Source organism: Streptomyces sp. PA03-5A, assembly GCF_033792725.1.
Lineage (GTDB): Bacteria > Actinomycetota > Actinomycetes > Streptomycetales > Streptomycetaceae > Actinacidiphila.
The window spans coordinates 1-24972 of record NZ_JARAVL010000027.1 but is presented as its reverse complement, the minus strand read 5'-3'; the positions used below and the strand labels follow the sequence as shown (position 1 = coordinate 24972).

Here is a 24972-nt window from a genome sequence, read left to right as displayed (position 1 = left end):
CAATTCATTACAGATAGGAACTGTAACGCTGATCGGCGTGCGGGGACTCCGTCCGGTCGTTTAGTTACAACCATTGACGATAACGAAACCCGCTGTCACCCTGGCACCGACGGGGTGCGACGGCCACCCCGGGTGCCGAGGAGGACGGACGATGGATCACCGACGGGAGCTCATCGAGCGCAGCATCCCCTTCCTGGAAGCGGTCAGGAACCGCACCGCGGGCAAGGAACTCGAGGACTGGCTGAACGGCACCCACGGCCCGCGCAGCGAGCTGTACGGGCACCTCTCGCGCCTGATCAAGCTCGGCGTCGAGGAGGGCTGGGCCGCGAACGCCGAGGTCGACGGCCCGAACTACCGGCGCAGCCTCATCGCACCGCCCTCGGCGGAGACGCAGTACTTCAGCATCACCGCGGTGTACATGAACAGCCAGGCCCGCTACCGGGGCCAGTACCACGCCCACCCCTACGGCGAGATCAACCTCGTGGCGCCCGTCGACCGTGACGCGCAGCTCGCCGGCCCCAGCGGCTGGCAGGGGCCGGGCTGGACCGCCCCCGCCCCCGGCAGCCACCACTACCCCGAGGTCCGCGGCGGCGCCCTCATCGCGCTGTTCTACCTGCCCGCGGGGCGCATCTCGTACGACATCACCGCACCGCGCGGCCACTGACCGATCGTTTCAGGATGACATGCGGGGTCGTCGGAGGCAGATGATGCCGCAGCATTCGGCGGTACGTGTCGTAGTACGGATCGACCTGCCGCCGTCCCCGCAGTGACGCCTGACGACAGCTCAGCTCGGCTGGCCGGTGGGCATGATCGTGACCTGCTGGAGGTTGACGTGCGCCGGCTGGGAGACGAGGAAACCGACGGTACGGGCGATGTCCTGGGCCGTCAGCCACTCGATCGTCTCCTTGGAGCCCGCCAGCCACTCCAGGGCACCGGAATCGGTCACATGGCTCTGCAACTCCGTGCCGACGATGCCAGGCTCGATGGCCGACACTCGCACGTTCTTCGGACCGAGCTCCGTGCGCAGGTGGCGCGACAAGTGCGTGACGTAGGCCTTTGTACCCGAGTAGACGGCGAAGTTGGGGAAGATGTTCTGCGCGGCGATCGACGAAGTGTTGACCAGGTCGCTGACGCCACGCTCGGCAGCCGTCTCGACCAGCTGCGGAACAAACGCTCCGATGATGTGCATCAGGCCGGTGATGTTCAGATCGATCTGCTGCTGCCACTGGTCGGTGGCGAGCTCCTCGATCGGGGCCGGCAGCATCACACCCGCGTTGTTGAACAGCAGGTCGGCGCCGCCGAAGTCGTTCTTCACCTTGTTGGCAGCGGCACGCACCGCCTGCGCGTCGGTCACGTCCACCGGGATCGCCAGGGCGGTGCCGCCTTGACCCTCGATCCGCGAAGCCAGGACGGCAAGCCGGTCCTCGCGGCGGGCCAGTACTGCCACCTTCGCACCCAGTGACGCCAGGTGCTCGGCAGTCGCTTCCCCGATGCCGCTGGAAGCGCCGGTGACGACGGCGACACGGCCGGCCAGGGGCACGGCAGAGGATTTCGAGGTCATAGCGGTACCTTCCCGTGATCGTTTAGGAGCGGCAAGCCGACATGCCGCGGCACTTCCCCCTTGCGCGCCCACTCATCGACGACGTCATCGCCGTCCTCGTCCTGCGCGCCCACGACTGCGAGGTGCCCGTCGTATGGGCCGCCATCGGCACGGTCCTCCGCGTCGCCAGGGGTGCGGTGCGCTCCCCGTCGCGCTCGGCGACGGCACCTGGCTCACCCTGGCCGCGGACGGCACCACCCTCAACCGCTGGGCCCCGCACCGCCGGTGACCAGCGGGGCCGGTCCGACCCCGCCGGGTCCGCGCAGGTCGGCGGCCCTACCATGTGCGTCATGCACAGAAGTGGGCGAGCGGTGAGCGCCCGGCCGTACGCACCCTGGCGGTGAACCCATGCAGCAGAACGTCCCGGACCCGGCCGAGACGGCCACGTCGTTCACGGAACTGCTGACCCTGGAGCGGCTGGAGGAGAACCTCTACCGCGGCTTCTGCCACGCCGGGATGCCGTTGCGGGCCTTCGGCGGCCAGGTCGCGGCGCAGTCGCTGATCGCGGCGGGCTCGACCCTGCCCGCCCCCGACCTGCTCGTCCACTCCCTGCACGGCTACTTCATCCGCGCGGGCCGTACCGACCGGCCCATCGTCTACGAGGTCGACCGGACCCGGGACGGACGCTCCTTCGCCACCCGGCGGGTGGTCGCGATCCAGGACGGCGAGGCGATCTTCAGCCTCTCCGCCTCCTTCCACCGCCCGGAGGACAGCGACGAGCACCAGGCGGACGCGCCCGAGGCGCCCGGGCCCGAGGGACTGCCCGAGCTGTGGGAGCTCGGACGTGCCCGGCGGGGAGCGTCCGTCTTCGAGGCCGTCCTGGAGTCCCGCTGCGTGGGCGACCCCGACAAGGGACTGCCCAGCATCGGGCAGGGGCCGCGCCAGCAGTTGTGGGTCCGCACCCGCGACGCCCTGCCCGGAGGGCCGTTGCTGCACGCCTGCGCCCTGACCTACTTCTCCGACATCCGGCTGCTCGCGACGGCCGGCCTGCCCTACGCCGACCACCCCGGCGTGCGGCAGGCCGCATCGCTCGACCACGCCGTGTGGTTCCACCGGCCGTTCCGCGCCGACGAGTGGCTGCTGTTCGCCATGGAGAGCCCGACGTACGCGTCGTCCCGGGGCCTGGCCCGGGGTCAGTTCTTCACCCGGGACGGCCGCCTGGTCGCCTCCGTCGTGCAGGAGGGGCTGTACCGGCGGCGCCCGCCCCGCTGAACGGCCGCCCTCCGAGGAAGGAACGACACGATGCAGCAGCCGCCCGACCGTCCGACCGTCGAGGCCTGGGAGGCCCTCGGCGGCGTCCCCGAGCGGGCGGAACACGTGGCGTACCGGGAGGTGGCCGGGGTGCTGCCCGCCCGGCTGCCGGTACGCCGGATGGCCCGGGCCACGGTCGGGGTCTGCTCGCTCGCCGCGGCCGAACTGCTCGCGCTGCGCTCCGGCGGGCCGCCGCCTGCGGTGCTGGTCGACGAGGGGGCGGTGGCCACCGCGTTCGTGAGCGAGCGGCACCTGCGGATCGACGGCCGGGCGGCCACGTCCTTCGCTGCGCTGTCCGGCTTCTGGCGCACCGCGGACGGCTGGGTGCGCACCCATGCCAACTACCCGCACCACCGAGCCCGGTTGACCGCCGCCCTCGGCCTTCCCGACGGTGGTGACGGCGGCGACGAGGACGCACTGGCCCGACGGCTGGCGGAGGAGCTGGCCGGGCGCAAGGCCGCGGAGGTCGAGGAGACCGTCTACGCGGCGGGCGGGCTGGCCGTCGCCGTACGGGATCCGGGCCCGGCGGCGCGGCCGCTCGTGGAGACCGAGCGCACCGACGACGCTCCGGTGCGCCCCCTGCCTCCGGCGGGGCTGCCCGCGGCGGATGTCCGCGTGCTCGACCTGACGCGGGTCATCGCCGGACCGGTCGCCACGCGCACGCTGGCGCTGCTGGGCGCGGACGTCCTGCGGGTGGACAGCCCCCGTCTGCCGGAGGACGAGTCGGCCCACGCCGACACCGGCTTCGGGAAGCGGTCGGCGCGGCTCGACCTCTCCGGTCCCGACCGGACGGTCCTCGAGGACCTCCTCGCCTCCGCCGACGTGGTCGTGACCGGCTACCGCCCCGGCGCACTGGACCGCTTCGGCCTCTCGGCGGAGGCGCTGCGCGAGCGGCGGCCGGGGCTGGTCGTCGCCCAGCTCCGCGCCTGGGATCGGTCAGGTCCCTGGGCGGGGCGGCGCGGCTTCGACAGCCTGGTGCAGGCGCGCTGCGGCATCGCCTCGATCGAGGCCGGACCGGACGGCCGTCCGGGCGTCCTCCCCGCGCAGGCCCTCGACCACGGCACCGGCTACCTGCTGGCCGCGGCGGTCCTGCGCGCCCTGGCCGACGCCCGCCGCCACGGCGGCGGAAGGCTGCTGCGGCTGTCGCTGACGGCCACGGCCTCCTGGCTGACGCACGGCATCGGCCCGGGCGACGCGCAGACCGGAACCGGAACCGGTGGGGACCACGACCCCACGAGCCGGCTCGCCGTCGCCGACTCCGCCTACGGATGCCTGGTCCACGCCCTCCCGCCCCTGGGCTACCACGGCGCCCCGGCCGACTGGACCCGCCCCCCGGGGCGCTGGGGCACGGATCTTCCGGTCTGGCGGTGAACCACACGGACCCCGGGTGAACCCTTCGCCCGGGGGCGGGCGGTGGCCCCCGGGCGCGCGGAGCATCCGCACCGCCACTACGATGCCCCGGCTCGAGATGATCAAGGGGAGGGGCGACATGCGGACAGGCCGAGGAAGACCGTGCCCGCAGTGCGGGCAGCGGCTGACGGAGGACGACCGGTTCGTCGTCTGGTGCGCGGCGTGCGACTGGAACGTGCGGGGCGGGAACGAGGACGACGAGGAGCACGACGGACCCGTCGACGCGTTGCGCCGGCGCCTGTCGCGGGCGTACGGCGAGGAACTGTTCGCCAGGATGACGTCGGAACGGCCGCCGAGGCCCGGCCGGGGCGCGGCGTACGTCGGCGCCTACGCGATCGCCGGCCTCGTGCACCTGCTGACGCTGGCCGTGGCCGCCGCAGGTGTGTGGCTGCTGGTGACGGGCTGGCGGGCGATCATCCCCGCCGTGCTGGGCGTCCTGTTGCTGGGCCTGGCATGGCTGATGCGTCCACGGCTGGGGCGGAGGCCGCGGCACGGGGACCAGCTGCACCGGGCGGACGCGCCCGCGCTCTACGCGCTGCTGGACGAGGTGGCCGACGCCCTCGGAGCGCCACGGGCGGACGTCGTCGTGGTGGACACCCAGGTCAACGCCTCTGTCCAGGCGGTCGGCCTGCGCCGTCGCAAGGTGCTGACGATCGGCCTCGGGCTGTGGGAGGTGCTGACCCCGCAGCAGCGGGTCGGCCTGCTCGGCCACGAGTTCGGTCACTTCGTCAACGGCGACACCAGCCAGACGCTCGTCATAGGCTCCGCTCACCGCACGCTCGTCGAGTGGTACGTGCTGCTGCGTCCGCAGCAGGACACCAGCGGCCTGGGAATGATCGAGATCGCCGCACGACTGTTCATGTTCGTACCCGCCTCCGCCGTGCTGCTGCTCCTGCACGTCCTGGCACACCTGACCCTGCGCGCCAGTCAGCAGGCCGAGTACCTCGCGGACGACCTCGAAGCGCGGATCGGTTCGACGGAGGCTGCCATCGGGGGGCTCGACGTCCTGCTGCTCGCCGACGCCATCTCCTTCTGGCTCGACCAGCAGTACGTCACCGCAGGCACCGTGCACCGCGCCACACGCGGCGCCGACAGGGAACCCGACGAGGCGGTCTGGGAACGGCTCAAGGAGTACGTGGGGTCGATTCCCGCGCATGAACTGGAGCGGCGGCGCCGGCTGTCCGCCCTGACCGCCCACGTCGAGGACCAGACGCACCCGCCGACCCACCTGCGCCGCGCCGCAGTCGAGCGCCGGGAGCACCATCCGGCCGCCGTCGTGCTGGACGTCGCGCGGAACAAGGAGGTCGACGCCGCGCTGGACCCGGCCCGCCGCCGGCTCGGCCGGGAGGTCCTGCGCGGCTGAGCGACCCCCGGGTTCAGGCCCGGCCGCCCCGCTCCAGGGGGATCCTCTCGCCCGCCTCGACGGCGAACGGCAGCCGGTTGCCGGCGGGCGGGAGGGGGCAGGTGGCGAGGTCGGTGTACGCGCAGGGCAGGTTGGCCGCACGGTTGAAGTCCAGGCTCACCCCGCCCCCGGCGTCCGGCGGGTCGATCTGCAGGGAGCGGTTCGCCGCGTAGGTGGTCACCCCGGACGTCGCGTCGGTGAACAGCGCCATCAGGCCGCCCGGCCGCGAGCCGTTGAAGACGGTGAGCCGGTACGTCGCGCCGTCCACGTCGAACTCCACCTGGCCGGGGGAGTCGTAGACATGCTCCAGGCCCTCGACCGTCGCGCCCACGGTCACCGGACGCGGGGCGTCGTAGGGCACGAATCGGCCCTCGCGGACCCAGCGGGGATCGGGCGCGTAGGCGGGCGTCCCGGTGAAGCCGGTGCGCAGCGGGTTGCCGGGGTGGCGTGGGCGCAGGATGTCGTGTCCGCCGCGCTTGGCGACCTCGACGACGGCGTCGCCGAAGCCGGCGTGGACACCGTCGCGCTCGCCGATGACGCCGAAGTCGTACCGGCCTCGTACCGGCGTGCCGTCGACGGTCAACTCCTCGCCGTCGCCGAGCTCGACCACCACATGGCCGTCGGCGACCGACCAGGTGCCGGGGGCGTCCTCGAAGCGTTCCGGTCGCGGTCCCAGCCAGCGCAGGCTCGTGATCGCCAGGAAACCGTGCGGACCGGCGAGCACCTCCTCCTTGCCGCGGTGCCAGCGCTCCCACTGCTCGGTGAAGCCGGTGCGTTCGACGTCCTGAGCGGTCATGTCCGCTGCTCCCTCGCGTGGCGGTGTACTTCTCCTCCCCGTACAACCGCCGCGGCCCGCGGAGTCATCCCGGTGCCCCCGACGCAGCGGCCCGCCCGGTCGGCGTGCGAGGACGACCGGGCGGGCTCCGCTTCCCAGGCTGCCCCGTGGGTGATCGCCGCGCAGGCCGGAGGCCGTCGCGATTGCGCCGGACGGGGTGGGGGCGCCGCGTGTCGGGAGCGCGGCGTCAGGACGGGCGGGGGTCAACCTCCCTGCCGCGTAGGGAGGGTGCGCGCGGCGGACTCGTGCCCCTCGCGTACGGACGTCGGATCAGGGCGTGACGAGCTGCCGCACCGACTCCACGACGACCCGCCTGCGCTCCGGTGCCGGGACCAGGGAGCGGACGTCCTCCCCTTGGCGCTGCCACATGTTGGCCACGACGAGGACGAGGGCGAGGAGTTCGCCCGCGCCCATGCGGTCGGTGACGGTGCCGCGCCGCTGCGCGTCCTCGACCGCGGCGACCTTGTCGGCCATGGACGCGGCCACGACGGGCCGGACCTCGCGGCCGTCGCCGCGTTCGAGGGCGTACCAGGCCACGAAGCGCATGACCTCGGGGTGGTCGAGGGCCGCGTCGTGGAGGCGGCCGGCGTAGCCGGGCAGGTCGTCGGCGTCGATGGGGATGCCGGCCACGGCCTGTTCGACGACGGCGTCGTAGACGGCCTCGAACAGGCCCTCCTTCCCGTCGAAGAAGGAGTAGGTCAGGCCGGGGCTCACCCCGGCGCGTCCGGCGATCCGGTCGACCCGCGCCCCGGCGACGCCGTACTCGGCGAACTCGGTCAGCGCCGCCTCCAGCAGCAGCCGCCGCTTCAGCTCCGGATCACGTGTGCGCATGCACGCATCCTCGGCTATTGAACGTTCATTTGACAACTCGGCCAGGGCAGGGCACCGTCTAGCTATTAAATGAACGTTCACTTGATAGGAGTCCGGGCATGCCCGCCACCACCGCCCCCACCCGCCACTGGACCCCCGGCGCCATCGCCGACCAGCGCGGTCGCACCGCCCTCGTCACGGGCGGGAACAGCGGCAGCGGACTGGAGACCGCACGCGTGCTCGCAACGCACGGCGCCCGCGTGATCCTCGCCGGACGCAGCCAGGACACGCTCGACGAGGCGGCGGCCGCCCTCGCCGCCGAGCAGCCCGGCGCCGACGTCGGCACGGTCGTCGTCGACCTCGGCAGCCTCGCCTCGATCCGGCGGGCGGGGGAGCGGCTGGCCGCGGGGCCGGGGGCGGTCGACCTGCTGATCAATAACGCGGGCGTCATGAACGTGCCCGAGCGCCGCACCACCACCGACGGCTTCGAGCTGACCTTCGGCACCAACCACCTCGGCCACTTCGCCCTCACCGCCGGGCTCATGCCGGCCCTGCTGCGGTCGTCGGCGGCCCGTGTCGTGACCGTCAGCGCCGTCGCCGCGCGATGGCGCAGCGGCCGGCTCGACGACCTCAACAGCGAGCGCCGGTACGGAGCGATGGGCGCCTACGCCAAGTCCAAGCGCGCCAACGTCGTGTTCACCCGGGAACTGGCGCGCCGCCTTGCGGGCACCTCCGTCGAGGCGGTCGTCGTCCATCCCGGTTCTGCGATGACGAACCTGCAGCGGCACAGCAGCGGCCCGCTCGCCCGGATGGTCGTCGCCGTCGCCTCGCGGGCGCTGATGGGCTCGCCCGAGGGCGCGGCCTGGCCGTCGCTGTACGCCGCCACCAGCCCCGACGTCCGCAGCGGGCAGTTCCTCGGCCCCGCCGGGCGCGACCAGACCTCCGGAACGCCTGTTCCGGTACGGCTGCCGCGCGGCGCGGACGACCCCGCCGAGGGCGAGCGGCTGTGGACGGAGAGCGAGCGGCTCACGGGCGTACGGTTCCCCGCCTGAACGACGCCGCGTCGCCCGCCACGGTCCGTCAGCCCGGCGGGTCCTCGCCGACGAGCCCGTCGACGGACTCCCGGATGAGGTCGGCGTGCCCGACGTGCCGCGCGTACTCCTCGATGAGGTCGACGAGGATGCGCCGCAGGCTCGGTGACCGCCCGTCAGGGGTGGTCCAGCGGCCCAACTGTCCGAGGTCGCCCACCGCCAGGGCCTCGCGGACCACGTGCCGGGAGCGGGCGACCGCGCCCCGCCAGAGCGCCATGAGCTGTTCGGGGCCGTCCTGCGCCGCGGAGTGCCAGTCCCACTCGGGGTCGGCGCGCCAGTCCACCGTGTCCCACGGCGCACCCGGCTCCCGCCCGAGGAACTTCCGGGAGAACGTGGCGTCCTCGCAGTGCGCCAGGTGCTTCAGCAGACCGCCCAGGGTCACGGACGAAGCACCGACCGTCGCCCGCAGGCCCGCCGCGTCCAGGCCGCCGCACTTCCACGCGAAGGTCGCGCGCTGCCGCTCCAGCGAGCCCAGCAGCGTCGCGGCCTCGCCCCCGGCGAGCGGCGGCTCCGGCCCCCCGGCCGGGCTCCGGCCGATCTCCCACGCGTCGTCGTCGGTCACGGCAACCGAACCTACCGGGCGCGGGTGCCGCCCGAGAACCCGTTCCCCCGGTGAACTACCGTGGCCGGCCATGGACACCGACGACTGGCTCGCGGACACCCGGACGTCTTACGACACCGTCGCCGAGGACTACGCCGACCAGGTCCGCGGCCTCCTGGACGAAACACCCTACGAACGTGCGGTGCTGGCGCTCTTCGCCGACCTGGTCAGGAGCAGTGGCGGAGGGCCGGTCGCGGACGTCGGATGCGGACCCGGGAGGATCACGGCCCACCTGAACGGACTGGGTGCGGACGCCTTCGGGATCGACCTGTCGCCCGCGATGATCCAGGTGGCCACGCGCGAGCACCCCGGCGTGCGGTTCGACGTCGGTTCCATGACGGACCTTGACCTCCCCGACGGCTCGGTGGCGGGCCTGGTCGCGTGGTATTCCCTGATCCACGTCCCCGACGACGCGGTCGGCGCCGTCCTCACGCACTTCCGGCGGGCCCTGCGGCCGGGCGGCCCGCTGCTGCTGGCCTTCCACGCAGGCGAGGGGACGCGACTGAAGACGCAGGGCTACGGCGGCCACCCGATGAAGGTCCGGGTCCACCTGCGGCGGCCCGACCGGATGGCCGCGTGGCTCGGCGACGCCGGTTTCACCGTGGAGGCCCAGATGACGCTCGCCTCGGCCGAGAGCAGGCTCGGGGGGATCCTCTTCGCACGCCGCGACGGGTGAGTTCAGTGCTCGCGGTTTCCGCACTCGGCGTCGTAGAGGACGCACCCCGGCGACAGCACGCCGTACGGCGCGTGCGCCAGTCGTACGTAGGCCGCGCCGGAGGCATCCGCCGTCAGCGACTCGATACGCACGGGCGGAAACGTCTTCGCCGGCTCCGTCGTGTGCACTTCTGCTTCGGCCGGTGTGTCGAAGGGCTCGCCTTCGAGGACCGCCAAGGCGGTCGTGGTGCCGTCGGGTTGCGGCTCGGTCTCCTCGACGGCCAGCCGCCAGTGCAGTGCGGCCTGCGCCAGTAGGTGCTTCCCGTGGATGCCGTGGGCGAGGAGGGCGCCGGCACGGCTGCGGATCTGCCGCGCGATGGCGCAGCAGAGCGGGACGTCGGTGCCGTAGGGCGTGTCCACGCGGTTGTGGCCGGCGAGCGGGGAGAAGCACAGTGCGTCGAATACCAGCGAGAGGGCCACGTCCTTGATGCGCGGGCGCCGGCCGTGCTCGACGAGGTCCAGCAGGACCGCCGTGGCGGGGTAGGCCGCGGGGAACACCATGGCGGCGTGCCCGCAGGTGAAGCCGCGGTCCCCCAGTGCCGCCGCCGCACTCCCCGTCTCGTTGGCCGTGGTCGACACGGTCAGCCGCCGCAGCGCGTCGGCGACCCGTGCGGGTTCGTCGCCCGGCCACGACGTCGGGTTGGGTATCGCCGACCAGTCCACGGCGTCGATGGCGTCCAGGATCACGTCCGCATTGTGCCGGACCAGGTGAGGTCAGAGGGACAGCGCACGCTCCAGCGCGGCCCGGTCCGCCGGTGCGCCGTGTGCGGGGAGCACGAGCTCGACCGGGAGGGCGAGCAGCGGCCGCAGGCGCTGGACCACCTGCTCGCGCGTGACGCCGTCCCGCAGCCGGTCGTTGATCTGCAGCCCGCGGCCGAAGTCGACCAGGGTGTCGCCGGGGATGACGGCCCGCACACGGCCGTCCCACAGAACCATGTCGTTGTGCTCCCTCCCGGCGAACGCCTCGATCCCCGCCGGGAGTCGGTCGCCCGCGGCGTACAAGTGGCCATGGCCGCCGTCACCGGTGTGCAGCCAGGCGAGGTCGGGGCTGCCGTCACCGGCCTGTTCGCGCGTGACGCCGAACTTCCGTACGAGGTCGTCGGCGGTGTCGGGCGGGGGAGTGAACACCGGTGCGTCGAGGCCCTCGACCAGACCCCGTGCGTCGCGCTCGTGCCAGGGAGCGGTGAGCACCACGACCGGATCCCGTTCGGCGGCGAGCGCGAGCAGCCCGGCCGGAACGGACAGCGGGTCGAGGACGAGCAGCCGGGTGCCGTCGTCGACGGCGTACGACGACACCTCCCGCGGCCACGGCTCGTCCGGCGTCCATTCCGGATGCGGCGTCTGCCAGTGCCAGACGCCGGTTGCGACGTCACGCATGCGCGGACCCTACCGGCACACCCCGCCCGGGCGCCGGGGTCAGTGGCCCGCGGCCGGGTCCAGGTTGCGGGTGAAGAAGCCGGCGAGCTTCTGGACCGCGGGGTCGACGTACCGCTCCCGGTCGTAGAGGTCGACGTGGCCGGCGCCGTCGATCCAGTGCAACTCCTTGGGGCCGGTGGCGCGCTGGAACGCGTCGACGCTCATCCAGGCGGTGACCGCGCGGGACCCCACGACCATCAGCAGGGGGCGCGGGCCCATGAGCGGCACGGGGGCGAAGGCGTCGAAGGCCGCCATCCTGTCGATGCTCGACCAGGTGAAGAAGTCGGCGGCCCGGGGGTGCCGGGCGCGCGGGGTGCGGTAGTAGTCGAAGCCCTCGACGCCGTGCTCCCCGCCCAGTGCGCGGGCCTGGTCCGCGGTGTCGGGGAACAGGGTCAGGACGGGCGGCTCCTCGCCGCGGGCCTCGGCGGTACGTGCGCCGGCAGCGGCCTCCAGCATGCCCTGGAACACGGCCGCGTCCTGGGTCCCGTCCGCCCCCAGGCGGAACTGGCGGGAGACGTCGACCGCGCTGACGGTGCCGACGGCCTTGATCCGCCGGTCACCGGCCGCCGCGGGAAGGACGTAGCCGCCGGAGGCGCAGATGCCCAGGGCGCCGATGCGTCCGGCGTCGACGTCGTCGCGGGTGGTGAGGTAGGAGACGGCCGCCTTGAGGTCCTCCACCCGCTGGGCGGGGTCCTCCAGGCCGCGGGGTTCGCCGCCGCTCTCGCCCTGGTGCGCCGCGTCGAAGGCGAGCGTGACGAAGCCCTTCTCGGCCAGGCGCCGCGCGTAGAGACCGGCGGCCTGCTCCTTCACGCCGGTGCCGGGGTGGCCGACGACGACCGCGGGCCGCGGGCCCCGCGCGGCGGGGGCGTCGTGGGAGTGGTCGGGGGTGTAGAGGTGGCCGGCGAGCGGGATGCCGGCGCTGTCGAAGGTGACGGTGGTCTTGGCCACAGGGTTCTCCGTGTTCGCTGTCGTGGCGGGCCGCGCCCGTTCGGCGGGCCCTCTGCCGCCCGGGACCGTGCCGGGCACTTTCGACCCTCCGTCCTGGCCGGGGTGGGCAAAAGAGGCGGGTTCCTGCCGGGGAAGAAACGTGCCCCCTCACAGCAGGGGGAGTGCGCGGGAGAATGGGGCACATGACTGCGGCATCTGGTCCTCGCGAACTCGGAGCCTTCCTGAAAGCCCGCCGGGCGCAGCTGGCACCGGACGAATGCGGTCTGCCGCCGGCGGATTCCGGGCGCAAGGTCGCGGGTCTGCGCCGTGAGGAGGTCGCGCAGCTCGCCGCGATCAGCGTCGACTACTACACGCGGCTCGAGCAGGGCCGCGTCCGGGCGTCGGCTTCGGTCCTCGCCCCGCTGGCCCGTGCGTTGCGCCTCGACGAGGACCAGCAGAGGTACCTGTACGAGCTCGCCGGCAAGGCCGACGCGCAGCCGCGGCGCCGCCGTCCCGCGCAGGGCGTGAGGCCCGCGATGCGGCGTCTGCTCGACCAGCTCTCGGCGACGCCCGCCGTCGTCCTCGGCAAGCGGCTGGACGTCCTGGCCTGGAACGACGCCGCCGCGGCCCTGTACACCGACTTCTCGGCGGTCCCGCCGGGCCGGCGCAACTACGTGCACCTGCTCTTCACGCACCCGACCGTCCGCGGCATGCACCGGCAGTGGGAGCACGACGCCCGCGACGCCGTCGCCGCCCTGCGCATGCAGGCCGCCGCTGAGTCCGACGATCCCGAACTGGCGCGTCTCGTGGGTGAGTTGTCGGTCCAGGACGCCGACTTCCGCACCTGGTGGGCGGAGCACCGCGTCATGACCACCAGCTACGGCACCAAGCACTACCGGCACCGGATGGTCGGTGACCTCACGCTCGACTGCGACACGTGGAGCAGCCCCGACGGCTCGGGTCAGCGCCTCATGGTGCTGACCGCAGAGCCCGGCAGCCCGTCGTACGACGCCCTGCGCATCCTGGCCTCGTGGACGGCCGGGCAGCCGGTCGCGGACGAGGACGGGGACCGGGCAGGCCGGCGGGGCGGGATCGACCCGCCCCGGCCAGGGTGTCTCTGAGCCTGCGTCAGCCGTCCGCACCGGACGCACCGGACGCCCCGGAAGCACCGGATACACCCGACGCGCCGGACGCACCGGCGAGCGACGCCCGGACCTGCCGGGCGAAGCCGGCGACGGTGTAGTCCGCGGGAAGACCGTCGATCAGCACGAGGTCGGAGATCGCGTTGCGGGTGCGCAGCGGCAGGATCTCCTGGTACTCGGGGGAGTTGTACCAGTCCTGGGCCGCGGCCCGGTCGGGGAACTCCAGGAGGACGACCAGGCCGGGCCATGCGCCCTCCACCACGGTCGGCTCGCCGTTCGCGAGCCACGTGCCGCCGTAGGGCCGCAAGGTGGCGTCGACGCGCTCCAGGTAGGTCAGGCCCTCGTCGTTCGGGATGCCGCCGGGGATGCGCAGGTGGTTGATCAGGTACGTGCTCATGTCTGGCCTTCCGGGGTGGGTGCCGTCGCCGGTCGTCGTGACCAGGCGACGTGACGGACCGGCCGGATCGCCGTGCGACGCGCCGCACGGACGCCGGGATGCGTCCCCGCGGGTGAGGCGACTGGTCCCCTCACCCCCAGGAACAGTGGGGCACTGCCACCGGCGCCCCACGCCGCGCACAGTGGAGGGCGGCCGGAGCCGACCGGTTCGTCACCCCCCACACCAATGCGCGAAAGGTGCGACACATGAGAAACGCCCGGAATCTCCCCGGTGGTGCGCTGCGGCTCGCGGACGACCTCGTCATCAGCCGCATGGGCTACGGCGCCATGCAGCTGGCCGGTCCCGGGGTCTTCGGCCCGCCGAAGGACCGCGACCAGGCCCTCGCCGTGCTGCGGGAGGCGGTCGAGCTGGGGATCACCCACATCGACACCAGCGACTTCTACGGTCCCGCGGTGGTCAACGAGCTGATCAGGGAGGCGCTGCACCCCTATCCGGACGCCCTGCGCATCGCCACCAAGGTCGGCGCACGCCGCGACGCCACCGGCGGCTGGATCCCCTCCCTGGAGCCCGACGACCTGAAGGCCCAGGTGCACGAGAACCTCCGCCGCCTGCGACTCGACGCACTCGATGTGGTATACTTGCGCCTCGGCTCCGTGGGGGGCACCGGCGACGACCCGATCGCCGAGGAGTTCGGCGCCCTCGCGGAACTGCGCGAGCAGGGCCTGATCCGGCACCTCGGTCTCAGCGGGGTCTCCGACGGCCAGCTGACCGAGGCGCAGTCCATCGCCCCCGTCGTGGCCGTGCAGAACCTCTACAACCTGGTCAAGCGGCAGGACGACGCCCTCGTCGACCGGTGCGCGGCCGAAGGCATCGCCTTCGCCTCCTTCTTCCCGCTCGGGGGCTTCACCACGTTCCAGTCGGACGGACTCGCCGGCGTGGCGGCCCGGTTGGGTGCCTCGCCGCAGCAGGTCGCCCTCGCCTGGCTGCTCCGGCGGTCGGCGACCACCGTCCTGATCCCGGGTACGTCCTCGCTCGCCCACCTGCGCGAGAACGTGGCCGCGGCCGCCTTGGAGCTGCCTGCCGACGCCGTCGCGGAACTCGACGGCATCGCCGGCTGAACGGCGCCCCACTCGCGCCACCCCCCCACCCCCCACCACACCCCCCGACACGTCGGCGCGCGGTCACCCGTGCGTCGCGCGCACCAGCAAGGGAGCACCCCATGACCATCACGCTCGTCACCGGCGGCAACAAGGGCCTCGGCCGCGAGACCGCCCGCCGTCTGATCAAGCTCGGGCACACCGTCTACATCGGCTCCCGGGACGCCGTCCGCGGACGGGCGGCCGCCGACGAGCTCGGGGCGGAGCTGCTCCTGCTCGACGTCACCGACGACGCCTCCGTGACCGCGGCGGCCGAGGGGCTGCGGCGCCGCGAGGGCCGGCTCGACGTCCTGGTGAACAACGCGGGCGTCTTCGAGGGCATGGTCGGCGCCGCGGAGGCCTCCGGCGCCCACATGGCGACCGTCCTCGACGTCAACGTCGTCGGCCTGGTGCGCGTGACGCACGCCTTCCTCCCCCTCCTGGGGGAGTCCGCCGCGCCGGTCATCGTCAATGTCAGCAGCGGGCTCGGCTCCTTCGGCACGGTCCTCGACCCCGGGAAGAACGAGTCGCGGTACGTCACGCCCGTCTACTCCGCGTCGAAGGCGGCGGTGAACATGCTCACGGTGCAGTACGCCAAGGGCCTGCCCCACATGCGCGTCAACGCCGTCGAGCCCGGGTTCAGCGCCACCGACCTGCACGGTCTGAGCGGGCACGGCATCCAGACCCCGGAGGAGGGCGCCGAGGCGATCGTGCGCTACGCCACGGTCGGCCCGGACGGCCCGACCGGCACCTTCGGCGACCTCACCGCGCAGTTGCCGTGGTGATGATCCCCGCGCCGGCCGCCGGGGCCGGCGCGGGACCCACGGGCGGTGGGGGCCGCCCGTGGGCCACCCGCCCGCGCCCGGGGTGAGCCGGGGCCGCGCGCCGGCCACGGCCGTCCGGCCCTCGGACGGGAACGGGTTGCGCGCGCGGCGCGCAGTAGCATGCGAGGACGGCCCCGCCGCACGCACAGCCCACCGATCCGGAGATACCGACGCGCACATGGTGACCATCGCCTACCAGGGAGAACCCGGATCCAATTCCGCCGCCGCGGCCCGCAGGCTGTACCCCGAGAGCCGGGAGCTGCCCTGCACGACGTTCGAGCAGGCGCTGGAGGCGGTCGCGGTGGGGAGCGCGGACCTGGCCGTGATCCCCGTGGACAACTCTGCCGCCGGTCGCGTCGCGGACGTCCACCACCTGCTGCCGGAGGCGGACCTCTCGATCATCGCGGAGTACTTCCTGCCGATCCGCTTCGACCTGATGGGCGTGCCCGGGGCCACGCTGGAGGACGTCGTGTGCGTCCGCAGCCATGTGCACGCCCTGGGGCAGTGCCGGAAGATCATCCGCGAGGGCGGCTGGCAGACGCTGGTGAGCGACGACACCGCGGGCGCCGCCCGCGAGGTCGCGGAGCTCGGCGACCCGCGGCACGCGGCGCTCGCTCCGCCCGGCGCGGCGGACCTGTACGGGCTGCAGGTGCTGCGCGGCGGCGTGGAGGACACCTCCGACAACACCACCCGCTTCGTCGTCCTCTCCCGCGACGCCGTGTTCCCGCCGGACTCGGGCACGCCCATGATGACCAGCCTCTTCTTCTCGGTGCGCAACATCCCGAGCGCGCTCTACAAGGCGCTCGGCGGCTTCTCCAGCAACGCGGTGAACCTCACCAAGATCGAGAGCTACCAGGTGGGCGCGGGGCTGAAGGCCAGCCGCTTCTACATCGAGATCGAGGGCCACCCCGAGGAGAGCGGAGTGGCCCTGGCCCTGGAGGAGCTGCGCTTCTTCTCCTCCGAGGTGCGGATCATGGGCGTCTACCCGGCGCATCCGCACCGCTTCCTGGACCACGACTGACGCAGGATCCGGCGCCGCTGCACGAAGACCGCGCCGATGGCACGCAGCGTCCCGGCGGCCGCGTTGTAGTTGCGCTCCAGTACCGCGATCCGGCGGCTGGCGGTCGACTTGTCGAGCAGGAAGGGCGTCGCCGAGTCGGTGCCGAGGCAGCCCCCGCGCTCCCTCATGGGGCCGAGCGCGAGGCGGAAGAGGAGATGAGCGAGGCCGTCGCCGTCCGACCCGGAACCGCCCCCGCGGCCCGGCCGCACGGCGCGCCCCGCGGGCCGCACACCCCCTCGGGGCAGCTTTCACCCCGACGGCCCACGGGCGTGACCCGGTCGGCATACGCGGCCGGGCCTGTCGCCGCCGAGCCGTGAACACTCAGGTGCCGTAGGGCCTCCGCCCTGAGCACCGAGGAAAGCGAGATACGGCATGGCGGCAACTCTGGATTCCCGCTCGCGGCGTCGCATACGCCGCGCCCACGTCGCCGCGGCCGGCTGCGCCCTGGCCTTCTGCGCGTCCGCCGCGGCTCCGGCCGCCGCGGACGGGGACACGACCGGGACGAAGCCGACGGTGGTCCTGATCCACGGGGCGTTCGCGGACGCCTCCAGCTGGAACGGGGTGATCGAGCGGCTCGAGAGCCGCGGTTACCCCGTCATCGCCCCCGCGAACCCGCTGCGCGGGCTGTACAGCGACTCCACCTACATCGCCTCCGTACTGGAGAGCATCAAGGGCCCCATCGTCCTGGCAGGCCACTCCTACGGCGGCGCGGTGATCAGCTCCGCCGCGGCGGGGAACCCCCAGGTGAAGTCGCTGGTGTACGTCTCCGCGCTGATGCCCGACGTCGGTGAGAGCGGGATGTCGCTGGCCGAGCGGTTCCCCAGCGCGCTGGGCACCGCCACCAAGTCCGTGCCGTTCCGGGCGGGCGGGGGAGTCAGCGGTACCGACCTCTACCTCAAGCGCGACAAGGTGCACCCGGTGTTCGCCGCCTGCCTGCCGGAGAGCCAGGCGAACCTGCTGGCGGTCACCCAGCGGCCCGCGGCCACCACCGCGTTCTCGGAGAAGGCCAAGGTCGCGGCCTGGAAGACGATCCCGTCCTGGGCCCTCGTCGGCCGCCAGGACATGACGATCAACCCGGACCAGGAGCGCTTCCAGGCGGAGCGCGCCCACTCCCATACCGTGGAGCTCGACACCTGCCACGTGTCCCTGATCGCACGTCCCGACGCCGTCGCCGACCTGATCCTCCAGGCCGCCACCGCCGCCGAGTCCGGCCGCCCGGCGCTGGCCGACACCGGTTCCGGCGAGCACCGGCCGGGCGTCGGCGCTCTGGCCGGCGCCGCCGGGGGCGCGTTGGCCGCCGGCGCGGCCGCCTTCCTCGGCGCCCGTCGCCTGCGGCGCCGCTCCGGCTGAGGGCCCTGCCGAGCCACGCCCGACGTCAGTCGCCGTGGTCGTGGCCGCCCGTCCCGCCGCCGTCCGTGTCGGCATGGCCGTCGTCCGGACCGGCCGTGACCGTGAACGCGGCGGTGCGGACCGTTCCTTGGTGCTTGAAGTCGAGGAAGAGCCGGTACGTGCCCGCGCTCGGGGCCGTGGCGGTGAAGGAGACGTCCGGCCCGGGCGCGGTTGCGCCGTCGCCCGGGGCGCCGCCGGGGTGCACGTGCAGATACGCCAGGTCGCCGGCGCGCAGGGCGACCAGGTGGCCGTACGCGCCGAGGTAGGGCTGCAGGTCGGTGACCTCGCGGCCGTCCTTCGTCACCGTCAGCCGGAGCTCCCGCGCGGCGCCGGGTCGCAGGCCGCCGTGGAGCGTCACGGTGTAGCCGTCGACGGTCGCCGTCCGGGAGACCGGCGCGGGGCTGCCGGGCCGGTGGTCCCCGGCCACGGAGAGGTCCGCGCCGAGCGTGAGGTTCCGGCTGCCCTTCGCGGCGGGCGTGAAGTCGGCGAAGACCCGGTGGTCCCCGGCCCGGGGGAGGCTGACGGGGGTGCTCCACGTGCCGTCGGCGGCCCGGACCGGATGCAGATGGCGGTAGGACATCAGGTCGCGTGAGACGACGATCAGGTGCAGCTCCTTCTCGTGAGCCCGCCGGTACGAGGTGAGCGGGTGGCCGTCGGCGTCGCGTATGAGGAAGCGCAGTTCGGCCGGGCGACCGGAACCGACGCGTGGCGTGCGGAGGTCCAGGGTGTAGCCCGCCTCGCTGATCGCCAGGCCTCCCGCGGGCTGGGCGGCGCCCTCGCCGTCGGCGGTGTCGTGCGCGTGTCCCGGCCCCGGCGCGTTCACGCCGGCCACCGGTGGGCGGACCGGGTCGAAGGCCGCACCCACGCCGTAGGCGGTGCCGAACGAGGCCGCCAGGGCGACGGCGAACGCGGTGATCTTCGTTCCGGTGTTCAAGGCTGCTCCATGGGTGCCGTGGCATGGGGACGACGTGCCGGGCGGGCGCGTTGCTCCACGCTATACCCCCTAGGGGTATGTGCCAAGGTTCGCGAGGGCAGTACGCGGATACGGGGTGGGGGTATGTGTGGCCGTGGTCGTCAGGCGGGCGTCAGGACCTGTTCGGTCCAGATCGTCTTGCCGCGCGGATGGTGACGGGTGCCCCACTGCTGGGCGAGCTGCGCCACGAGGAGCAGACCCCGCCCCCCCTCGTCGTACGTACGGGCACGGCGCAGGTGCGGGGTGGTGTTGCTCGTGTCCGTGACCTCGGTGATGAGCGCCGTGTTGTTGTGGATCAGGCGCAGCTGGATGGGCGGCTTGCCGTAGCGGATGGCGTTGGTGACCAACTCGCTGACGAGCAGTTCGGTGGTGAACGAGGTCTCCTCCAGGCCCCACGTCGTCAGCTGCGACGTGGTGTGGTGGCGGGCGTGCGCGACGGTGGCGGGGTCGTTGGGCAGCTGCCAGGTGGCGATGTGGTCGGAGGGCAGGGTGCGGGTCCGGGCGACCAGGAGGGCGATGTCGTCGGTCGGGCGGTGCGTGATGAGGGTGGTCAGGACCCGGTCGCAGACCGTGTCCAGCGACGAGGTCGGGTGCGCGAGGGCCGTGAACATCTTGTCCAGGGACTGGTCGATGTCGTTGTGGTGCGGGTCCAGCAGCCCGTTGGTGTAGAGGGCGAGGACCGTGCCCTCGGGGAGGTTCGTGGTCATCGTCTCGAACGGGAGCCCGCCCAGGCCCAGCGGGGGGCCGGCGGGGACGTCCAGGAAGTGGACGGCGTGGTCGGGGGTCACGACGGCGGGCGGAGGGTGCCCCGCGCGGGCGAGGCTGCACTGGCGCGTGATCGGGTCGTACACCGCGTACAGGCACGTGGTGCCGATCCCGCCCGCGGTCTCCGCGTCCTGGTCCTCCCCGGCGTCGTCGGAGCAGAGGTGGATCACCAGGTCGTCGAGGTGGGTGAGGAGCTCGTCGGGTGGCAGGTCCACGTCGGCGAGGGTGCGCACCGCGGTGCGCAGCCGCCCCATCGTGGCCGACGCGCGGATGCCGTGCCCGACGACGTCGCCGACCACGAGGGCGACACGGGCGCCGGACAGGGGGATCACGTCGAACCAGTCACCGCCCACCCCGGCGTGCGTCGTCGCGGGCAGGTAGCGCGTGGCGATGTCCAGAGCGTCCTGCTCGGGCAGGGTGTGCGGCAGCAGGCTGCGCTGCAGCGTCATTGTCGTCGTGCGCTCGCGGGCGTAGCGGCGGGCGTTGTGGATCGCCGTGGCGGCCCGGTGGGCGAGCTTCTCGGTGAGGGCGAGGTCGTCGGCGGTGAAGGGGACCGGATTGCGGTGGCGGCTGAAGACGGCCAGCCCGAGGGTGCCGCCCCCGGCCGTGAGGGGGATCGCGATGACCGAGTGGGTGCCCGCCTCGCGGATCCACGCGGCCCGGGGGTCCTGGGCGGCCCAGCGGGCGAGGGTGGCCTCGGTGATGTCGTACAGCGCGGCCTTGCCGGTGGCCAGCGTCTGCGCGGGAGGGGACCCCGGGGGGTAGGTCGCGGTGTCGCCGAGGGCGATGAGGGCCTCGGGGGTGCCGGGCAGGATGGACCTGGCGGCGGTGCGGGTCACGGTGACCGGACCGTCCGACCCAGCGGCCCGGGCGCCGCTGGAGGGCTCGATCAGGTCGACGGCGGCGTAATCGGCGAGCTCGGGCACCACGAGGTCGGTGAGCTCCTGGGCAGTGCGGGTGGTGTCCAAGGTCGTGCCGATGCGGGTCGCGGCGTCGTGCAGGAGCTGCGAACGGCGCCGCACCTCGGGGTCCTCCCCGGCCGGGTGCGTGGTGAGCACCACCCCGCTCACGGTCCCCGCGGGGTCGGTGAGCGGGGTGAGGGTCGCCTGCAGGGCGTGCTTCCCGTCGGCGCCGTCCCCCGGCGCGGTGCCCGGGCCGCCGTCGTCTCCGGTGGCGGTGGAGCCGTCCGCGGTGAAGGGGGCCGGAGCGTGCTGCGGGCGCCCGCTGGTCAGGACGCTCCGCATGTGGGCTTCCGTCTGCCGGGCCGTGTCACCGGGGGCGAGGTCGGCCAACCGCAGGCCGCGCATCTCGGCCTCGCGCAGTCCCAGGGTGTCCTCGAAGGCGGCGTTGGCCCGCGTCAGCCGTAGCCCGGTGTCGAAGACGGCCTGCGGGCAGGGGGACTGGGTGAACGCCCAGCCGCACACCGCGTCGTGCGCCGGCGGGTCGCCGGAGGACCCGGGGACCGCCGCGACGACGAGCCAGCCGCTCCTGTCGTGCGCGTCGCCGTCGTGCCCGGGCCCGGTGCCGCCCGGCGGCCGGCCGGCGGTCTCGCGGTGGTGGGCGAGCAGTCGCAGGCGCAGGGTGTGTCCGTCCCGGTGGCGGAGCGCGAGGGTCCCGGCCCAGCGTGGCGTGGAGGGGGGCGACGGCACGTGCGGCGGGGGTCCGGCGAGCAACAGCGTGGCGGGATGACCGATGATCTCGGCGGGCGTGTGGCCGAGCAGGTGGTGGGCCTGGGCGCTCCAGCCGGTGACGATCCCGTGGTCGTCGAGCGTGGCGGAGGCGGTGTAGGCGGTGGCGCCGTCGGTGCCCAGGGATTCCGGCTGTCCACCGGCGGCGGTGGGAAGTGGCTCCATGGCTGTCATCTCGCCCTCGCTAGGTTCTTTCCCCCGCGGGGGCGGGGGAACCGGGCTCGGCCAGGGCATCCACTGACCAGCATCGTGCCTGTGACGGGTGAGCACCAACGCAACGGGCGTGGCGGCGCCGGGAGGGGCGTCGGAAGGCATGCCGCGGCATGAGAGCATCGCAGGCGTGTTCCTGGAGACCTCCCGGCTGCGCGTACGCCGGTTCCGCCCCGGTGACGCGCCGGCCCTGGCCGCCTACCGGTCCGACCCCGCCGTCGCCCGCTACCAGGGCTGGAGCGAGCCGGTGTCCCCTCAGACGGCCGCGGACCTCGTCGCGCGGTTCGCCGCGGGGGATCCGGAGGAGCCCGGCTGGTTCCAGTACGCGGTGGAGCTCGCCGCCACCGGCGAGCTGATCGGCGACATCGGCGTGTGCCTGCACAACAACCGGATGCAGGCCGACCTCGGTTTCACCCTCGCCCGAGCGCACCAGGGCGACGGCTACGCCACCGAGGCCGTCACCGCGCTGCTGGACCGGCTCTTCACCGTGAGCGGCCTGCACCGCGTCTCCGCCGAGTGCGACGCGCGGAACACCGCCTCGGCACGTCTGCTGGAGCGTGCCGGGTTCCGGCTGGAGGGCCGTCGCCCCGCTCACACCTGGATCAAGGGGGAGTGGACCGACGACCTGCTGTTCGGTCTACTCGCCGCCGACTGGCAGACGCGTCACCCGGGCACCGGCCGCGACGGGGGATGGCGACAGGGGAGGACGACAGGGGAGGACGACGGGGAATGACCGCTTCCGGTTCACGGTTGGACCAGGCGCGGGAGACCTGCCACGGGACTCCACGGGGACGCGGAGCGGTCCGCCCCCACGGAGTGCCGCCGAGCAGGAGAACGGCCCCGCTTCGATCCGGCGCCGGCCTGGCCCCCCTTCCCGGCCGGCGCCGATCGTGTCGAAGGACCCCGGGGTGCGACCGGCTTCGGACACCGAGTCACGCTGCCTGTGGCCGTGTCCGGTTGAGCCCGGGTGGGTCACTCCGGCTCGCAGGAACCCCTCGACGGGTGTCTGATGTGGTCAGCGGCCCGGGGCCCCGGAGTGGCCCCCGATGAAAGGCCCCGGGCCCGCTTCGTGAGTCATGCCTCCGCCCCCGGGCGATCCCGCCACGGAAGAAGTCTCCTGACGGATCGTCATGCGGCGATGGGCTGCCGGGCCTCACTGATCGCCCAGGCGGCGTTGACCAGGCCGATGTGACTGAACGCCTGCGGGAAGTTGCCGAGCAGTTCACCGGTGGCCGGGTCGATCTCCTCCGCCAGCAGGCCCACGTCGTTGACGTACGCCGCCGCCCGGGCGAAGACGTCGCTGGCCCGTTCGGCCTGGCCGGACAGGGCCAGCGCCTGGGCCAGCCAGAAGGTGCACAGCAGGAAGGTGCCCTCCTCGCCGGCGAGGCCGTCCACCCCCTCCGCCGTGCGGTACCGGTAGACCAGTCCCGCGGCGTCGGTGAGCCTCCGCTCCGTCGCGTCGATGGTGGCGCGGATCCGAGGGTCGTCGGCGGGCAGGAAACCGACGATCGGCATCATCAGGTTCGACGCGTCGAGGGCGGTCGAGCCGAAGTACTGCGTGAAGGCGCCCGCCTCCTCGTTCCAGCCCTCCCGCAGCACGGTCCGGTGGATCTCGTCCCGGGTCCTCCGCCAGGCCGCCACCTTGTCCCGGCGCGCGCCCAGGCGGTCGGCGAGCCGCACCGCCCGGTCCAGCGCCGCCCAGCACATGACCTTGGAGTACAGGAAGTGGCGGGGCTCGCCACGGACCTCCCAGATGCCCTGGTCCTTGTCGGTCCACCGCTCCGCCGCTGCGTCCGCGCACGCGACGAGGAAACGCCGGGTGTCGTCATCGATCCGGTGCAACTGGTCCGCGAGGCGGTAGGCGGCCTCGAGGAGCTCCCCGTAGACGTCGATCTGCTGCTGGCACCACGCGCCGTTGCCCACCCGCACCGGCCGGCTGTTCCGCCATCCCCGCAGATGGGGGAGGGTGCGCTCGCTCAGGTCGTGCTCGCCGCCCACCCCGAACATGATCTGCAGCGTCCGGTCCTCGCTCAGCGACGGCGCGGCGGTCGCCAGGAAGGCGAAGAAGTCGTGCGCCTCGTCGGGGCAGGCCGCCACCCACAGGGCCTCCATGGTCAGGCAGGCGTCCCTGACCCAGGTGTAGCGGTAGTCCCAGTTGCGCTCGCCGCCCACGCCCTCCGGCAGCGAGGTGGTCGCGGCGGCGACGATGGCGCCGCTGGGCTGGAACGACAGCGCCTGCAGCACCCGGCCGCTGTGCTGCACCAGGTCACGCCAGGGCCCGTCGTAGGCCTGGTGCATGTCCGACCACGACTGCCACGCAGCGATCGTGGAGTCCAGGCGGCCGGACAGGTCCTCCTGCGTCCAGACGTGGGCCGGGGGCTCCTCGAGCGTCGAACGGTGCAGGCCGAAGCAGACGGACTCGCCGGCCCGCAGGGTGAAGGTCCCGTGGGCCGTGGCGTCCGCGAAGACCATGCGGTACGGAGTGGTCAGCACCAGCCACTCGGCCCCTCCCCGGGACGTGACCCCGCCCTCGGTCCCCGACAGGATCGGCGCGACGAGCCCGTACTCCGGTCGCGGGCGGTACTCCGTCTCCACCGGCACCTCACCCTCGGCGCAGGTCAGCCTGCGGGCCAGCAGGTGCGGCGCGCCGGCCCCGAGGCTGTGCTCGTCACCGTGCGGGCCGGTCAGCAGGGCGTCCGTGAGCGTGGCCGTTCCCGAGTCGGTGCGGAAGGTGGTCTCCAGCACCATGGAACGGTCCACGTACGTCCGCGTCGCCTCGTACGGGACCGACGGCCGGACCGACCAGTGACCGGCCGCGCCGTCCAGCAGTCGCGCGAAGACCGAGGGGCTGTCGAACCGGGGGAAGCACAACCAGTCGACGGAGCCGTCCCGGCTCACCAGCGCGGCGGAGTGCCGGTCGGAGATCAGTGCGTAGTCTGCGATCGCGGTCGAACTCATGGCGGCTCCCACGGACAGTGGCTCAGCGGACCGGCCGGCCCTTGCCGTACGCCGCGCGCGGCTCGAACGCCGCGCCCCGCGCCACGAGTTCGGCCGAGGCCCTCCCGATGTCCCCCGCCTGCCACGACATCCGGGCGGAGGTCCAGGCACAGGCGCCCGCGGGCACGGCCGTCACGCGGTCGCCGGCCGGACCGGCCCCGCCGTCTGCGTCCCTGCCTCCAGTGTCCCGCGGACGGCGACGGGCGACCCGGTGCGCGGGTGTGCGGGGGTCCGTGGTGTCTGAATTCGCCGGTCGGGGGGTGTGGGGGGATGCTGGTGTATATGAGTACGCGCGTTCCTGCGGATTCTGTGCCTCGGGCGGAGTTGCCCGGGT

General features: G+C 73.5%; 26 protein-coding genes. 13 read left to right on the top strand and 13 right to left on the bottom strand.

From position 1 onward, the window contains the following. Positions 1 to 151 precede the first annotated feature (151 nt). A complete protein-coding gene (locus PV410_RS29610; RefSeq protein WP_500328827.1) occupies positions 152 to 664 on the top strand; it encodes a 4-hydroxylaminobenzoate lyase in 513 nt (170 codons plus the stop codon). A gap of 120 nt (positions 665 to 784) precedes the next feature. On the opposite strand, the gene PV410_RS29605 is transcribed toward PV410_RS29610, so the two are convergent. After that, positions 785 to 1561, bottom strand: coding sequence for an SDR family oxidoreductase (locus PV410_RS29605; protein ID WP_500328826.1), 777 nt, complete (start codon positions 1559 to 1561; stop codon positions 785 to 787). Between the two features lie 133 nt (positions 1562 to 1694). Between PV410_RS29605 and PV410_RS29600 the strand changes: the two genes are divergently transcribed. The 4 genes from PV410_RS29600 to PV410_RS29585 all read left to right on the top strand — a co-directional run bounded on the left by PV410_RS29600 (position 1695) and on the right by PV410_RS29585 (position 5624). Then, positions 1695 to 1829: a hypothetical protein gene (locus PV410_RS29600; RefSeq protein WP_500328825.1), complete on the top strand. Its 135-nt coding sequence runs from the start codon at positions 1695 to 1697 to the stop codon at positions 1827 to 1829. Between the two features lie 119 nt (positions 1830 to 1948). Beyond that, positions 1949 to 2812 (top strand): acyl-CoA thioesterase, encoded by an 864-nt coding sequence (locus PV410_RS29595; protein ID WP_500328824.1) that lies wholly within the window; start codon positions 1949 to 1951, stop codon positions 2810 to 2812. A 30-nt stretch (positions 2813 to 2842) separates the two neighbouring features. Next, a complete protein-coding gene (locus tag PV410_RS29590; protein ID WP_500328823.1) occupies positions 2843 to 4222 on the top strand; it encodes a CoA transferase in 1380 nt (459 codons plus the stop codon). 118 nt (positions 4223 to 4340) lie between these two features. Beyond that, positions 4341 to 5624, top strand: a complete 1284-nt coding sequence (locus PV410_RS29585; RefSeq protein ID WP_500328822.1) for a M48 family metallopeptidase — start codon at positions 4341 to 4343, stop codon at positions 5622 to 5624. A gap of 13 nt (positions 5625 to 5637) precedes the next feature. On the opposite strand, the gene PV410_RS29580 is transcribed toward PV410_RS29585, so the two are convergent. After that, positions 5638 to 6459 (bottom strand): DUF1684 domain-containing protein, encoded by an 822-nt coding sequence (locus PV410_RS29580; protein WP_500328821.1) that lies wholly within the window; start codon positions 6457 to 6459, stop codon positions 5638 to 5640. 309 nt (positions 6460 to 6768) lie between these two features. Beyond that, the gene (locus PV410_RS29575) at positions 6769 to 7329 is read right to left on the bottom strand and encodes a TetR family transcriptional regulator (RefSeq protein WP_500328820.1); all 561 of its coding nucleotides are present in this window, start codon (positions 7327 to 7329) and stop codon (positions 6769 to 6771) included. A 98-nt stretch (positions 7330 to 7427) separates the two neighbouring features. Here PV410_RS29575 and PV410_RS29570 point away from each other — a divergent pair, with 98 nt between their 5' ends. Further along, on the top strand, positions 7428 to 8360 hold the full coding sequence (locus tag PV410_RS29570; protein ID WP_500328819.1) for an oxidoreductase: 933 nt from the start codon (positions 7428 to 7430) through the stop codon (positions 8358 to 8360). Between the two features lie 28 nt (positions 8361 to 8388). On the opposite strand, the gene PV410_RS29565 is transcribed toward PV410_RS29570, so the two are convergent. Then, positions 8389 to 8961 carry a DinB family protein gene (locus tag PV410_RS29565; RefSeq protein ID WP_500328818.1) on the bottom strand — a complete coding sequence of 191 codons (573 nt, stop codon included), beginning with the start codon at positions 8959 to 8961 and terminating at the stop codon, positions 8389 to 8391. Between the two features lie 70 nt (positions 8962 to 9031). Here PV410_RS29565 and PV410_RS29560 point away from each other — a divergent pair, with 70 nt between their 5' ends. Next, positions 9032 to 9676 carry a class I SAM-dependent methyltransferase gene (locus tag PV410_RS29560; protein WP_500328817.1) on the top strand — a complete coding sequence of 215 codons (645 nt, stop codon included), beginning with the start codon at positions 9032 to 9034 and terminating at the stop codon, positions 9674 to 9676. Between the two features lie 2 nt (positions 9677 to 9678). On the opposite strand, the gene PV410_RS29555 is transcribed toward PV410_RS29560, so the two are convergent. The 3 genes from PV410_RS29555 to PV410_RS29545 are packed head-to-tail and all read right to left on the bottom strand — an operon-like array spanning position 9679 to position 12078. Then, a complete protein-coding gene (locus PV410_RS29555) occupies positions 9679 to 10401 on the bottom strand; it encodes a hypothetical protein (protein WP_500328816.1) in 723 nt (240 codons plus the stop codon). Between the two features lie 27 nt (positions 10402 to 10428). Beyond that, positions 10429 to 11091 carry an MBL fold metallo-hydrolase gene (locus PV410_RS29550; RefSeq protein WP_500328815.1) on the bottom strand — a complete coding sequence of 221 codons (663 nt, stop codon included), beginning with the start codon at positions 11089 to 11091 and terminating at the stop codon, positions 10429 to 10431. Between the two features lie 39 nt (positions 11092 to 11130). Continuing rightward, positions 11131 to 12078 carry an alpha/beta hydrolase gene (locus PV410_RS29545; protein WP_500328814.1) on the bottom strand — a complete coding sequence of 316 codons (948 nt, stop codon included), beginning with the start codon at positions 12076 to 12078 and terminating at the stop codon, positions 11131 to 11133. Positions 12079 to 12260: 182 nt separating this feature from the next. Between PV410_RS29545 and PV410_RS29540 the strand changes: the two genes are divergently transcribed. Then, positions 12261 to 13178 (top strand): helix-turn-helix domain-containing protein, encoded by a 918-nt coding sequence (locus PV410_RS29540; protein WP_500328813.1) that lies wholly within the window; start codon positions 12261 to 12263, stop codon positions 13176 to 13178. A 7-nt stretch (positions 13179 to 13185) separates the two neighbouring features. On the opposite strand, the gene PV410_RS29535 is transcribed toward PV410_RS29540, so the two are convergent. Next, on the bottom strand, positions 13186 to 13596 hold the full coding sequence (locus PV410_RS29535) for a DUF1330 domain-containing protein (protein ID WP_500328812.1): 411 nt from the start codon (positions 13594 to 13596) through the stop codon (positions 13186 to 13188). A gap of 245 nt (positions 13597 to 13841) precedes the next feature. Between PV410_RS29535 and PV410_RS29530 the strand changes: the two genes are divergently transcribed. The 3 genes from PV410_RS29530 to PV410_RS29520 all read left to right on the top strand — a co-directional run bounded on the left by PV410_RS29530 (position 13842) and on the right by PV410_RS29520 (position 16577). Beyond that, complete coding sequence (locus tag PV410_RS29530) at positions 13842 to 14714, top strand: oxidoreductase (RefSeq protein WP_500328811.1); 873 nt, start codon at positions 13842 to 13844, stop codon at positions 14712 to 14714. A gap of 101 nt (positions 14715 to 14815) precedes the next feature. Continuing rightward, on the top strand, positions 14816 to 15517 hold the full coding sequence (locus tag PV410_RS29525; protein ID WP_500328810.1) for an SDR family NAD(P)-dependent oxidoreductase: 702 nt from the start codon (positions 14816 to 14818) through the stop codon (positions 15515 to 15517). A 217-nt stretch (positions 15518 to 15734) separates the two neighbouring features. Next, positions 15735 to 16577: a prephenate dehydratase gene (locus PV410_RS29520; protein ID WP_500328809.1), complete on the top strand. Its 843-nt coding sequence runs from the start codon at positions 15735 to 15737 to the stop codon at positions 16575 to 16577. On the opposite strand, the gene PV410_RS29515 is transcribed toward PV410_RS29520, so the two are convergent. Next, positions 16538 to 16744 (bottom strand): hypothetical protein, encoded by a 207-nt coding sequence (locus PV410_RS29515; protein WP_500328808.1) that lies wholly within the window; start codon positions 16742 to 16744, stop codon positions 16538 to 16540. The two genes, PV410_RS29520 and PV410_RS29515, sit on opposite strands and share 40 nt — an antisense overlap. A 244-nt stretch (positions 16745 to 16988) precedes the next feature. On the opposite strand from PV410_RS29515, the gene PV410_RS29510 reads away from it, so the two are divergent. After that, positions 16989 to 17966, top strand: coding sequence for an alpha/beta fold hydrolase (locus tag PV410_RS29510; RefSeq protein WP_500328807.1), 978 nt, complete (start codon positions 16989 to 16991; stop codon positions 17964 to 17966). Positions 17967 to 17991: 25 nt separating this feature from the next. Here PV410_RS29510 and PV410_RS29505 read toward each other — a convergent pair whose 3' ends face one another. Both PV410_RS29505 and PV410_RS29500 read right to left on the bottom strand, forming a co-directional pair. Beyond that, positions 17992 to 18939 (bottom strand): DUF8832 domain-containing protein, encoded by a 948-nt coding sequence (locus PV410_RS29505; protein WP_500328806.1) that lies wholly within the window; start codon positions 18937 to 18939, stop codon positions 17992 to 17994. A gap of 140 nt (positions 18940 to 19079) precedes the next feature. Continuing rightward, entirely contained in the window at positions 19080 to 21596 is a 2517-nt protein-coding gene (locus tag PV410_RS29500) for a SpoIIE family protein phosphatase (protein ID WP_500328805.1), read from the bottom strand. 148 nt (positions 21597 to 21744) lie between these two features. Here PV410_RS29500 and PV410_RS29495 point away from each other — a divergent pair, with 148 nt between their 5' ends. Beyond that, positions 21745 to 22374, top strand: coding sequence for a GNAT family N-acetyltransferase (locus PV410_RS29495; protein ID WP_500328804.1), 630 nt, complete (start codon positions 21745 to 21747; stop codon positions 22372 to 22374). 395 nt (positions 22375 to 22769) lie between these two features. On the opposite strand, the gene PV410_RS29490 is transcribed toward PV410_RS29495, so the two are convergent. Both PV410_RS29490 and PV410_RS29485 read right to left on the bottom strand, forming a co-directional pair. Continuing rightward, positions 22770 to 24599 (bottom strand): glycoside hydrolase family 15 protein, encoded by a 1830-nt coding sequence (locus PV410_RS29490; protein ID WP_500328803.1) that lies wholly within the window; start codon positions 24597 to 24599, stop codon positions 22770 to 22772. A 22-nt stretch (positions 24600 to 24621) separates the two neighbouring features. Continuing rightward, the gene (locus PV410_RS29485; RefSeq protein WP_500328802.1) at positions 24622 to 24774 is read right to left on the bottom strand and encodes a hypothetical protein; all 153 of its coding nucleotides are present in this window, start codon (positions 24772 to 24774) and stop codon (positions 24622 to 24624) included. Positions 24775 to 24972 lie beyond the last annotated feature (198 nt).